The sequence below is a fragment of the Pseudoalteromonas sp. NCCP-2140 genome (assembly GCF_023708065.1).
GTDB lineage: Bacteria > Pseudomonadota > Gammaproteobacteria > Enterobacterales > Alteromonadaceae > Pseudoalteromonas.
Genome location: NZ_BRCZ01000006.1, coordinates 196,991 through 209,513, shown reverse-complemented (window position 1 = coordinate 209,513; position 12,523 = coordinate 196,991). Strand labels below are relative to the sequence as shown.

Annotated in this window: 11 protein-coding genes; 5 read left to right on the top strand and 6 right to left on the bottom strand. The window is 42.9% G+C overall.

What is annotated here, in order from left to right; translation table 11 throughout:
• Positions 1-277: 277 nt before the first annotated feature.
• From NFU46_RS13955 to cydC, 5 genes are read left to right on the top strand one after another with little or no spacing between them, the layout of a single operon-like run.
• Positions 278-1,864 (top strand): cytochrome ubiquinol oxidase subunit I, encoded by a 1,587-nt coding sequence (locus NFU46_RS13955; protein WP_054562035.1) that lies wholly within the window; start codon positions 278-280, stop codon positions 1,862-1,864.
• A complete protein-coding gene (cydB, locus tag NFU46_RS13950; RefSeq protein WP_063530294.1) occupies positions 1,861-3,000 on the top strand; it encodes a cytochrome d ubiquinol oxidase subunit II in 1,140 nt (379 codons plus the stop codon). The genes NFU46_RS13955 and cydB overlap by 4 nt, the downstream gene beginning before the upstream one ends.
• A 12-nt stretch (positions 3,001-3,012) precedes the next feature.
• Positions 3,013-3,165: a cytochrome bd-I oxidase subunit CydX gene (cydX, locus tag NFU46_RS13945; protein ID WP_175078524.1), complete on the top strand. Its 153-nt coding sequence runs from the start codon at positions 3,013-3,015 to the stop codon at positions 3,163-3,165.
• Positions 3,155-4,915, top strand: a complete 1,761-nt coding sequence (cydD, locus tag NFU46_RS13940; RefSeq protein WP_251602614.1) for a thiol reductant ABC exporter subunit CydD — start codon at positions 3,155-3,157, stop codon at positions 4,913-4,915. The genes cydX and cydD overlap by 11 nt, the downstream gene beginning before the upstream one ends.
• A complete protein-coding gene (gene cydC / locus NFU46_RS13935; protein ID WP_251602612.1) occupies positions 4,908-6,668 on the top strand; it encodes a thiol reductant ABC exporter subunit CydC in 1,761 nt (586 codons plus the stop codon). Before cydD ends, cydC begins: the two co-directional genes overlap by 8 nt.
• Here the strand turns inward: cydC and NFU46_RS13930 are convergent.
• The 6 genes from NFU46_RS13930 to bamA all read right to left on the bottom strand — a co-directional run bounded on the left by NFU46_RS13930 (position 6,665) and on the right by bamA (position 12,433).
• A complete protein-coding gene (locus tag NFU46_RS13930) occupies positions 6,665-7,033 on the bottom strand; it encodes a septal ring lytic transglycosylase RlpA family protein (protein ID WP_175082818.1) in 369 nt (122 codons plus the stop codon). The two genes, cydC and NFU46_RS13930, sit on opposite strands and share 4 nt — an antisense overlap.
• A 111-nt stretch (positions 7,034-7,144) precedes the next feature.
• Entirely contained in the window at positions 7,145-7,915 is a 771-nt protein-coding gene (lpxA, locus tag NFU46_RS13925; protein WP_054553112.1) for an acyl-ACP--UDP-N-acetylglucosamine O-acyltransferase, read from the bottom strand.
• Between the two features lie 2 nt (positions 7,916-7,917).
• A complete protein-coding gene (gene fabZ / locus NFU46_RS13920; protein ID WP_054562040.1) occupies positions 7,918-8,370 on the bottom strand; it encodes a 3-hydroxyacyl-ACP dehydratase FabZ in 453 nt (150 codons plus the stop codon).
• A 10-nt stretch (positions 8,371-8,380) separates the two neighbouring features.
• Positions 8,381-9,421, bottom strand: coding sequence for a UDP-3-O-(3-hydroxymyristoyl)glucosamine N-acyltransferase (gene lpxD / locus NFU46_RS13915; protein WP_251602610.1), 1,041 nt, complete (start codon positions 9,419-9,421; stop codon positions 8,381-8,383).
• A 9-nt stretch (positions 9,422-9,430) separates the two neighbouring features.
• Entirely contained in the window at positions 9,431-9,949 is a 519-nt protein-coding gene (locus NFU46_RS13910) for an OmpH family outer membrane protein (RefSeq protein WP_251602607.1), read from the bottom strand.
• Positions 9,950-9,961: 12 nt separating this feature from the next.
• A complete protein-coding gene (gene bamA, locus NFU46_RS13905; protein WP_251602605.1) occupies positions 9,962-12,433 on the bottom strand; it encodes an outer membrane protein assembly factor BamA in 2,472 nt (823 codons plus the stop codon).
• Positions 12,434-12,523: the final 90 nt, after the last annotated feature.

Sequence of the window (12,523 nt, the reverse complement as noted above, 5' to 3'; positions counted from 1 at the left end):
TAGCCTGCAGGTTTACTAGCTACTATCTAAAAAGAGCTTAAAAAAGAATAAAATAAGCCATAGCAAAACGGTTTTTTATAACGATTAAATATTTGAAAATTTAGAGCTTTATCTCTAATCTGTAGAAAAGGTGAGCAGGATTAATTCATCTTTATTTCGTATTTTCCTATTGACTAAAATGAATACAGGTTTAATATTCACAAAGTTTCAATAATTACTGAAACTTTATAATAAATATTTGTCGTGTCTACCGCACCCGCTAACAAGGAGCTAAACAATGATAGATGAAACATTTGTGGATCTATCGCGATTGCAATTTGCAATCACTGCCCTATTTCACTTCCTATTTGTTCCCCTTACCTTAGGTATGACGTGGATTTTAGTGATCATGGAATCCGTTTACGTGATGACAGGTCGCGAAATTTATCGTGATATGACTAAGTTCTGGGGTAAGTTGTTTGGTATTAACTTTGCGATTGGTGTGGCGACAGGTCTAACCATGGAGTTTGAGTTTGGTACCAACTGGTCTTATTACTCTCACTATGTGGGCGATATATTTGGCGCACCGCTAGCGATTGAAGGCTTAATGGCTTTCTTCTTAGAATCAACCTTTGTCGGTATGTTCTTTTTAGGCTGGGAGCGTTTGAGTAAACGTCAGCATCTAGGTGCTACCTTCTTAATGGCATTAGGGACTAACTTATCCGCGTTATGGATTTTAGTAGCAAATGGTTGGATGCAAAATCCAGTAGGTGCTGAATTTAACTACCAAACCATGCGCATGGAAATGACTAGCTTTGCTGAATTGGTATTTAACCCAGTCGCACAAGTTAAGTTTATTCATACCGTATCAGCAGGTTATGTTGCAGCATCTATGTTTGTACTTGGTATTAGTAGCTGGTACATCTTAAAAGGTCGCGACCTTGCTTTTGCTAAGCGTTCGTTCTCGGTTGCTTCAGGGTTTGGTTTAGCGTCTATTCTTTGTGTTATTTTACTTGGTGATGAATCTGGCTACGAAGTTGGCGAAGTGCAAAAAGTCAAACTCGCAACAATTGAAGCTGAGTGGCACACCGAAGAAGCCCCAGCCGCATTTACTTTGGTTGGTATTCCTGACTCAGAAGAGCAAGTCACCCATGCCGCTGTAAAAATCCCTTATGCACTTGGCATCATTGCTACTCGCTCTATTGACGAGCAAGTAACAGGTATTAAAGACCTTGAAGAGCAGCACGAAGTACGTATTCGCAATGGCATGATTGCATACGAATACTTAGAAAAGCTTCGCGGTGGTGAAGACACCCCAGAAAACATTGCAAAGTTCGATACCTTAAAAGACGACCTTGGCTATGGCTTGCTACTTAAGCGATACACCCCTAACGTGGTAGATGCAACTGAAGAGCACATTCAAAAAGCAGTGAAAGACTCAATTCCCCAAGTCGGCCCTATGTTCTGGTCATTTAGAATCATGGTTGGCTGTGGCGTGATCATGCTTGGTGTTTTCGTCCTCGCATTTTATTACAACGCACACCGCATTATTGAGCAAAAGCGCTGGTTATTATGGGCTGCGGTATGGAGTATTCCTCTGCCTTGGATTGCCATTGAGTTTGGTTGGATTGTTGCGGAGTACGGCCGCCAACCGTGGGCAATTTCGGAAATTTTACCGACCTTCTTGGCAACCTCGTCACTCACGGTGAATGACTTATTGATTAGTATTACTGGTTTCTTAGTTTTCTATACAGGTCTTGCTGCTGTAGAAGGCTGGCTGATGCTGCGCTTTATTAAACAAGGCCCAAGCTCACTTCATACCGGTAAATATCACCATGAACTTGCTAAAGCGGATTCACTTGCAAGCCAAGGAGCTCAGTCATGATTTTTGATTACGAAACACTAAAACTAATCTGGTGGCTGTTAATTGGTGTCTTACTGATTGGCTTTGCAGTGACCGATGGTATGGATATGGGTGTGGCAATTTTGCTTCGCCTAGTTGGTAAAACAGATGTTGAGCGCCGTACAGTTATTAACACCATTGGCGCTCACTGGGATGGTAACCAAGTTTGGTTCATCACCGCTGGGGGTGCACTGTTTGCTGCTTGGCCTATGGTATACGCGGCCGCTTTCTCTGGCTTTTACTTTGCTATGATGCTGGTGTTATTTGCGTTATTTTTCAGACCGCTTGGTTTTGATTATCGCTCAAAAATAGATTCACCGCGCTGGCGAAACAACTGGGATTGGGGCCTATTTGCTGGCAGCTTTATTCCCGCTTTAGTATTTGGTGTAGCATTTGGTAACTTATTACTGGGCGTGCCTTATCATATCGACGACCTACTGCGTGTCAGTTATCAAGGTTCATTCTTTGCGTTATTAAACCCATTTGCCATTGTAGTTGGCTTAGTGAGTGTACTGATGCTGGTTGGTCACGCAGGTATGTGGTTACAACTTCGTACTGATGCAGAGGTTGCTAAACGCTCAGCACAATATGGTCAATATGCACTGATGGCGTTTATTGTATTGTTTGCCTTAGCAGGTGTGTGGGTATCGCAAATTGACGGTTATAAAATCGTTAGCATGGGAGATACCCAAGGCTTTGCAAACCCACTGGCTAAAACAGTCACGCAGGCACCGGGGGCATGGCTTGATAACTATACAAAAATGCCATTAACCATGCTGTTTCCTGCCCTTGCATTCGTGATGGCGGCACTGGCAATTGTATTATCTAAATTACAAAAACCAGCGATGGCCCTGATAGCGTCAAGCTTAATGCTCGCAGGTGTGATTTTAACAGCGGGTATGTCAATGTTCCCGTTTGTGATGCCTTCGAGCAACAACCCAAATATTAGTTTAACTATGTGGGATGCGGTTTCGAGCCATATGACACTTAACGTGATGTTTATCGCTGCGGTTATTTTTGTACCACTTATTCTTATCTACACAACATGGTGTTATGTGAAGATGTGGCGCAAAGTAACGATTAGTGAAATTGAAAACAACACTCACGGTAGCTATTAAGGAGATTTAAATATGTGGTATTTTGCCTGGATTTTAGGTGTTCTATTAGCCTGTACACTTGGGGTGATCAACGTAATGTGGTACGAATTTCACCAACATAAAGATTCGATTGCTGATGATGAGCTAGAGCTGTACGCGAGACTCAAAAACACCGATGACGACTAAACCCCGACCAAATCGCGCGCAGCAGCAAACGCTGCGCGCTTTTTTAAAGCAGTATAGCCAGTCCGCTTCAGGGCTTCTTAAATTAAGCATTAGTCTGGGCACACTCAACGCCCTATTAATGATTGCCTCTTGTTATCTTCTTGCAAACGCGGCTCATCAAGTCATGTTTGAACAAGCAAACTTGCAAGCCGTAAGCCCAATATTATGGCCGCTGGCAGGGCTAATTTTAGTTCGTGCTTTGTTGGTTGCGCTAAGTGAACGGGTGAGTAACCTCGCCGCGTTAAAGATAAAAAACGTGATGCGTAATACACTGCTAGAAAAGCTCAGCAAACTTGGGCCAGCCTACAGTGAACAAAAAGGTCACGGCGCAACACTTAACACCTTACATAATGGGGTGGAAGCTCTACATCAGTATTACGCCAACTACATTCCGAGTGTGGCTTACAGCGCGCTTATTCCATTAGCGATATTGGTGGTGATTTTTCCAACCGATTACAAAGCAGGCCTCATCTTCCTTTTAACAGCGCCACTTATCCCCTTTTTCATGATATTAGTGGGCCATAAAGCTGAGCAATTAAACCAAGAACGCTGGCAACAACTGGCGGTACTTGGTAATTACTTTTTTGACCGGTTACAAGGCCTGACTCAACTCAAGCTCTTTAATGCAACCAAGCGTGAGCTAGATAGCATCAGTCAGATTTCTGATGATTACCGTGGTGCAACCATGGGAGTGTTAAAAGTCGCCTTTTTATCGTCTTTCGCCCTTGAGTTTTTAGCCACCATAAGTGTTGCCCTTATTGCTGTGATCATTGGCTTTAGATTATTTTTTGGTACGCTCGATTTTGCCACTGGATTTGTGGTGTTACTACTGGCCCCTGAGTTTTACTTACCACTTCGACAAATGGGTACTCACTATCATGCAAAACTTGAAGGTATCAGCGCCGCTGCTGATATGGTTGACATAATCAATCAAAGCGACGCTGATGAACATGAAGGCTCATCTAAACTTGAGTTACCGCTAAAAGACATACAACTGAAAGCACTTACCTTTCACTACCCTGAAACAAGCGAAGGGGTAACTGATATCAACTTAAGCTTGCCAAGCACAGGCTTAATTGCCTTTGTGGGTGAAAGTGGCTCGGGTAAAAGTACCTTGTTTGATTGCCTATTAGGTTTTCATCATCAGGCTAATAGTGCCATTAGCATTAACGGGCAACCACTGAGTGATACGGTATTAGCTGATTGGCAAGCACAGCTGGCATGGATCCCACAACAAGCCACATTATTTTATCGAACCGTTGCAGATAACCTACGATTAGCAAAACCAGATGCAAGCCAAACAGAGCTCGATGGAGCAGCAAGTAAAGCTGGAGCTCTTGAGTTTATTACTGCCTTACCTGATGGCTTTGATAGCTTGCTAGGTGAACAAGGCGAAGGCCTCTCTGGAGGGCAAAAGCAGCGCATAGCCCTTGCCCGTGCATTTTTGAAGAATGCCCCAGTGCTGATGTTAGATGAGCCTACCGCTCACTTAGACAGCCAAACAGAGCATTTAATCAATCAAGCTATCCGAGAGTATGCAAAAGACCATTTAGTGCTGGTTATTGCTCACCGACTGAATACGGTTAAACACGCCGATAATATTTACGTTATGCAGCAAGGTCACATTGTTGAATCTGGTCAGTACCAGCAACTGACTGAGCAAGCAGGCCTATTTGCTAAACTTGTGAGCCAAGGTGACGCCCATGCATAACTTTATACGTCTATTAAAACTGTGCAAACCTCATACTGGCATGTTGCTTTTAGGGGCTTTTTTAGCAAGCTTAACGGTACTCGCTAATGTGGGCTTGCTCGCTATATCTGGGTGGTTTTTAGCAGCCATGGCAGCGGCGGGCATTGCGGGTGTGCAGATGAATTACTTTACCCCTGCGGGGGTGATCCGCTTTTTAGCTATCGTGCGCACAGCGTCTCGTTACGGTGAGCGGATGATAACCCATAATGCTACCTTTTTATTGCTGAGCGAAATTCGCGTAAACATGTTCAAGACTCTGAGCCAACTAAACAACGTTGACTTGGCAATGAGTCGTAGTAGCGATTTATTTAACCGGCTACAGAATGATGTAGATGCGCTGGATAAATTCTACCTCAATGTGCTGCTGCCGATTATTGTCGCCTTGATCAGCATTCCTATCGTAATGGCCTTCATGGCCATGTATAACGCTGAGGTTGCATTAGTTTGCTTTACTTCACTGATGATTATTGGCGTGCTGCTTCCCGCATTGTTAAGCCATAAGCTACACCAACAAGCGGATACCGAAACCCAACTTTCAGCCGAGTTAAGAGCTGAACTTGCCGATACACTATCAGGTGCCAGAGAGCTTGCTGTCTATCAAGCACAGGCGGCGCAATTAGCGCATTGTGACTCACTCAGTAAACAATACAACAACCAGCTCTATAATCGCCACAAAGCCGTGGCAAACAGTAATGGTTTAAGCACTTTGGTGATCCAACTCACCATGCTGGCCAGTGTATTTATGATAATTCCACTGGTTGCAATGGGGACTATGAAAAACGTTGAACTGGCGATGCTCGCGTTATTTGTATTAGCAAGCTTTGAAACCGTGCTCACCCTGCCTACGGCATTTATTGAATTGCCGCTTACTTTAAGTGCCGCAAAGCGACTCTTCGATCTTGAAGATAAACACAGCAGCTTAGCCGAAAAGCCAAACAACTTAGATGATCAGCTAGCAAACCAATTAGCTGACAAACCAGGGCTTGGTCTTGAGCTAAGCGAGGTCAATTACCAATACTCGAGGGCAAAAAGTAAAGCCCTTAGCAATATCAATTTTGCGATTACACCCGGCAGTAAAGTTGCCCTAGTCGGTGCCAGTGGCAGTGGCAAAACCACTCTAGTTAACTTACTCACGGGCCTTTGGCCGCTGCAATCAGGCTCATTAAAGCTCACCACCAAGCAAGATAACTTTGAACTTGAAAGCTTGAGCACTGCAACACGCTTTAAGCAGCTAACGATAGTTGCCCAACAGCATCATATTTTTGATGGCACGCTACGTGAAAATCTTCGCTATGCAGCTTTTGATGCGACAGATGAAATGCTTATTGAGGCCTGTGAACAAGCTGAACTTGGCTCTTGGCTTAAGAACTTAAAAGCAGGCCTTAATACCCGCTTAGGAACAGCAGGCAGAAAGCTTTCTCATGGTCAGTCACGTCGTATTGCCATTGCCCAAGCTCTATTAAGGCAAGGTAATTTAATTATTCTGGACGAGCCAACAGAGAGCCTAGATAATCACACTAAGCAAAACTTGCTGACTACACTTGAGAAAATATGGGCAGATAAAACCATGTTGACCATTACTCACGACCCAGCAATGCTAAGCCGTGTTGATAAGGTTATTTGGCTTGAGCAAGGGCAAGTAAGAGCCCTTGCAAGTCATGCTGAATTAATGGCTAATGAAGCCGACTACGTAGAGCTTATTACCCGTTTTTAATCGAGCTGCTCAACGGTGACGTCAATCACACCTTGCTTGACTGAGGCAATTTGTGAAAACGCCTTTTTTGATAAGTCGATAATACGACCGCGGATAAATGGGCCGCGGTCATTAATGGTAACAATCACGCTTTTATTATTACTAAGATTAGTAACTTTTACTCTGCTGCCAAAACCAAGCGTTTGATGAGCCGCGCTCAATGCCTGTTGATTAAACACCTCACCACTTGCTGTCGTTCGGCCATGATATTTATCAGCGTAATAACTGGCTTTGCCTTTTTCTATTGCTCCTTTTGATACTGAAGGCGCACTACTACAACCAGTTATAATTAAGCTTAATAATGCAAAGATGATGAGTTTGTTCATATTAGTAGATCCTTTTTTGCCGTGAAGATAGCAAGCACTAACTTAGCAAAACCTGAACTATAACAACAAAAAAGCCACCTTACGGTGGCTTTTATAGAAGTTCGCTTATGATTAGCGAATAATTCCGCGCTCAGAGCTTTTCACGAAGTCTATCATCAGCTGAACAGCTGGGTACTTCGCAGCATCTTCACTTAGCTCAGCGATTGCTTCTTCAACACCTAAGCTCTTACGATAAAGCGTTTTGTATGCACGGCGTGTTGCCATGATTTCATCGCTTTCAAAGCCACGGCGTTTCATGCCTTCAGTATTGATTGCTACAGGGCCAGCCGGCGTACCAATGGTAGTTACAAATGGCGGTACATCTTTATTAACGCCTGAGTACATACCTACAAAGGCATGTGAACCAATTTTACAAAACTGGTGAACACCTGAATTACCTGCAAGGATCACCCAATCACCTACGTGTACGTGGCCAGCAACAGAGGCATTGTTAGCAAAAATAACGTTATCGCCCACTACTGCATCATGTGCAACGTGTGTGTAAGCCATAAATAAGTTATTGCTACCAATTTTTGTTACACCTTGGTCTTGAATCGTACCACGGTGAATTGTTGCACACTCACGGATCACGTTGTTGTCACCAATGATCAGAGTCGTTGGCTCATTCGCGTACTTTTTGTCTTGGCAAGCTTCACCGACCGAAGCAAATTGGAAAATATGGTTACCAGAGCCAATCGTCGATGGGCCTTTTACAACCACATGAGATTCGATGATACAGTTATCACCAATAGTTACATCGTTACCGATATAGCTGTAAGGGCCAACTGATACGTTATTTCCAAGTTTTGCACCTGGTTCGATTATCGCCGTAGGATGGATCACTATTAAAACTCTCTTCTCGCACACATGATTTCGGCAGTACACACTACTTTGCCGTCAACTTTTGCTTCTGCTGCAAATTTCCATATATTGCGGCGCTCTTTTACAAACTCTACATGCAAATGCATAGTATCGCCAGGTAATACCGGCTGTTTGAATCGCGCATTGTCGATCGCTGCGAATAAATATAGTTCGTTATCGCTACGATTTTCAACTGTCTTAAAACCAAGTAAGCCAGTTGCTTGAGCCATTGCTTCTAAAATCAACACACCTGGAAAGATAGGTTGATTAGGAAAATGACCCGTAAAAATAGGTTCGTTCACTGTTACATTTTTAATAGCATGTAACGACTCGCCTGGCGTGTAATCAAGTACACGATCAACAAGTAGCATCGGGTAACGATGCGGAAGTAAACTCAAGATATCCTGGATATCAAGACTATTTAATTCATTTGCCAAAATAGCATCCTTATTTGTCTTCAATATTGAGTGACTTAGTCAGTGACTCAAGTGCTTTAATGCGGTCTTTCATATCGCCAAGGTTACGGATATGGGCAATACTACGTCGCCATTCTTTGTTGGTTAGATGTGGCAAGCCAGAAGAATAAATTCCAGGTTCTGTGATTGCCTTAGTCACCATACTCATGCCGGTGATTATAGCACCATCGCATACGCTAATGTGACCATTAATTGCAACCATACCGCCAATCTGACAATTCTTACCGATCACTGTGCTGCCAGCAAATACCGTGCAACCAGCAACCGCTGTACCCGAACCGATCTCGACATTATGCGCTATTTGACATTGATTATCGATAATTACATTACTATGGATGATAGTATCGTCTAGCGCACCACGGTCAATCGTAGTAGACGCGCCTACCTCAACCTTATCACCGATGATTACTCGGCCAAGTTGAGGTATTTTCACCCATTCGCCACGCTCGTTAGCGTAACCAAAACCATCACTGCCCACTACCGTATTCGCTTGGAATAAACAGTCGCTGCCAATCTCTACTTCATGGTAAACGCTTACATTTGCCCAAAGCTTAGTGCCTTGGCCAATTTTTGCGTGCTCACCAATAAAACAGCCTGGGCCAATCTGCACATCGTTTGCAATTACAGCGCCCGCTTCGATCACCACATTGGCGGCGATCGCGACATTATCGCCAATAGAGGCTGAATCGTGAATGACTGCACTTGGGTGAATACCGGTCACTGCTGAGCGCGGTGTGGTATCCATTAGCTGAGCAAGTTTGGCGTAACAAACATAAGGATTAGCAACAATGAGCTTATTACCCGAAAAGTACTCAGCATCTGCTGGTGATAAAATCACTGCACTTGCTTGAGTATCATCTAATTGCGAGCGATATTTCTTGTTCGCTAAAAATGCAATATGCCCATGTTGGGCATTTGCAAGTGTAGATATTTTTTTAACTTCTGTGGCGCCGTCACCGTGAAGGTCAGCGCCCAGAAGATCCGCTATCTGCGAAAGCGTGTAGTTTTGCATATATGATTTCTATTGCTTACTTACTTTTTCAACAACTTTGCTTGATAAGTCATCGACAGTTTTAGGGTTAACATAAATCGTTGTTTCTTTAACTTTAACTTCATCGAATTTGCCAGCTTTCGCTACTTCTTCGATTGCACCTAAGATTAGCTTTTGAACTTTTGCTAATTCTTGGTTTTGACGCATTTTGATTTCTTGCTCTAAAGGACGACCTTTTTCAGCAAGTTGTTGCTGCATACCTTGGATCTTAGTACGTAATTCTTCTTTTTGCTTGTCGCTCATCGTTGTTGCTTCACGCTTGAACTTTTCAGCTTCAAAACGGATATCACCTTGAAGTTTTTCTAGCTCTTGACGACGCTCAGAGAATTCAGCTTCTAAAGTTTGCTCTACTTTCGCCATTTGTGGGATTTGCTTGTAGATTTCTTGCATATCAACGATACCTACTTTGTGCGCGAATGCGTTAGTAGATAGGCCCATAGATAAAGTAGCAAGCAGTGCAAAAGCTGTTGATTTAATTGATTTATTCACGAAAAAACTCCTTTAGAATGTATTACTAATGTTAAAGCTGATGGTCTTCGTATCGTCATCTTCTTCTTTTTGCAATGGATACGCAAAACTGATCAGCATTGGACCCATCGGAGAGATCCATTGTAGAGAAAGACCGGTTGAAACCCTAAAACGCATAGGATCTGAGTAATCATCCAACTTATCACGTTGCGCTGCAGGAAGATCTTGATAACGGTCAATATTAAACTCTGTATCCCATACGTTTGCAGCATCTACGAAGAAGCTAGTACGTACAGAGCTGGTGTTTTCTTCATCTAAGAAAGGTGTTGGAACAATAAGCTCCATCCCCGCTACCGCTTTGGCATTACCACCAATTCGGCCTGCTGTTTGTAATTGGTCAAATTCTGATGCGCCACCAATATTCCCTGTACTATTTCCATCATCAGACGGCGTACCTGGAATAGTCTGAGGACTCCTTGCAACAGCTCGTGGTAGAATTGTATTTCTATCAAAACCTCGCAATTCCATCTCTGTAATTCTGAAAAACTCTTGGAATGGTAACGTTTGGTCAAATCCATTCGTAGTACCATAACCATTACCATATGCAAGGGCAGCACGCGTTGAGAACACCCAGCTATGGTCGTTACTGATTGGCCAGTAGAAACGCGAGTCATAGTTTAGTTTAAAGTACTGTAAATCTGAGTTCGGCGTTGTCGCTGTTAAGTTAAGAGATTGGCGCGAACCTGCTGTTGGGAATAAACCACGGTTAACAGTTACACGAGACCAACCCGCACTTAGCTCGTACTTAGTAAAGTCAAAACCTGCATCTGGGTTATCTGGGTCTAAGAAGGTTTCACGAATAACACGTGTTTGCTCATATTCTGCAATATCAGACAGTTCTTCTTGCACCCAACGAACACCAAAGTTAATACGGTTTACTGCATCGATTGGGAAACCAATGTTTGTACCAAGACCATAACTCTTAGATTTATAGTCGATTAGGCTGAATTTACTTGCATCATAGTTACTGTAGAAAATGCTACTACCTTGCGATACACCATCTGGCGTAAAGTAAGGGTCAGTATAAGACACACTAATACGCTCAGAACCACGAGACGTATTGATGTTAAAACCAATTTGGTTACCGGTACCTAAGAAGTTTGACTCACTAACACCAATGTTAAATTGCAGACCCAAGTAAGAACCATAAGCAAGACCTGCGTTAAAGCTACCTGCAGACTGTTCTTTAACAGTAAAATCTACATCAACTTGGTCATCTACACCTGGTACCGGCACGACATTAAAATCAACGCTTTCCATGTATGGTAAACGCTGAATTTGCAGCTTAGAGCGCTCAAGGCTTTGATTTGATAACCACGCACCTTCAAGCTGTGTCATTTCACGACGTACCACTTCATCAGAGGTATTTTGGTTACCCCCCACAATGATACGACGAACATAAACACGTTTGCCCGGATTAACTGAAAGCGTTAATTGTACTTCTTTGTTTTCGTCATCAATCTCTGGGATTGTACGAACTTCAGCATTGGCATAACCAAAACGCGCTAAGTAGCTTTTGATAAACTCTTCAGATGATGTCACCACAGAGCCGTTATAAAGCTCGCCAGTCTTTAGGGGAATAACGCTCTTAATGAGTTCTTCACGGCCTAATAAGTCACCAATAAAGTCAAAGCCTTTCACTTTGTACTTAACACCTTCGGTGATGTTCGCTGTTACATAAACAGAATCACGTTCAGGACTGACTGATACCTGTGTCGAATCGATATTAAAACGCAGGTAACCACGGTCTAAGTAGTAACTACGAATTTTCTCTAAATCACCTTCGATGGTTTGCTTTTGATAACGGTCGCTCGACATGAACTGCCACCACGGCAAATCTTGTTGAGATTCAGCTAATTTAAGAAGCTCTTCATCAGAGAAAAGTTCATTACCAACTAAGTTGATTTGACGAATTGACGCTGCGTCACCTTCATCAAATGTGAATAAAAGTTTTACACGGTTACGCGGTAACTTAGTAATGCTTACATCCACTTTTGCATTGTACTTACCAATACTGTGGAAGAATTCAACTAAGCCTTTTTCAATGTTATCAAGAACCGTTTTATCAAGCGGCTCACCAGTACGGATATCTTGCTGGTCTAGCGACTCATTAAGTTGCTCATCTTTGATGTCTTTATTGCCATCAAATTCGATCATGCTGATCGTTGGGCGTTCAGTCACTCGGAAGATAACACTGTTGCCATCACGTAATGCTTTAATATTGTCAAAGTGACCTGAACGATAGAGAGCCTTTATGGTTCTAGAAATTGTGTACTCATCAATATTATCGCCCACGTTGATAGGGATATGCGTTAACGCTGCACCCAGTGCAACACGCTGTAAACCTTCAACTTTTAAATCATCTACAATAAAGGAGTTTTGGCCTAGGGCTGCAAAGCTAGCACCTAATAAACTTGAAACTGCCAAATGTTTTTTTATAGCCATTTTGTTATCTTTATCCTTTACAACTGTATTACCGCTCAACACCTTATAAATTTAACTTTTGCGGTGTTTTACAATCGTGTTCAAATTGGA

Coding starts and splice junctions, on each gene's coding strand:
- NFU46_RS13955 (WP_054562035.1), top strand. CDS start 278: ATGATAGATGAAACATTTGTGGATCTATCGCGATTGCAATTTGCAATC.
- cydB (WP_063530294.1), top strand. CDS start 1,861: ATGATTTTTGATTACGAAACACTAAAACTAATCTGGTGGCTGTTAATT.
- cydX (WP_175078524.1), top strand. CDS start 3,013: ATGTGGTATTTTGCCTGGATTTTAGGTGTTCTATTAGCCTGTACACTT.
- cydD (WP_251602614.1), top strand. CDS start 3,155: ATGACGACTAAACCCCGACCAAATCGCGCGCAGCAGCAAACGCTGCGC.
- cydC (WP_251602612.1), top strand. CDS start 4,908: ATGCATAACTTTATACGTCTATTAAAACTGTGCAAACCTCATACTGGC.
- NFU46_RS13930 (WP_175082818.1), bottom strand. CDS start 7,033: ATGAACAAACTCATCATCTTTGCATTATTAAGCTTAATTATAACTGGT.
- lpxD (WP_251602610.1), bottom strand. CDS start 9,421: ATGCAAAACTACACGCTTTCGCAGATAGCGGATCTTCTGGGCGCTGAC.
- bamA (WP_251602605.1), bottom strand. CDS start 12,433: ATGGCTATAAAAAAACATTTGGCAGTTTCAAGTTTATTAGGTGCTAGC.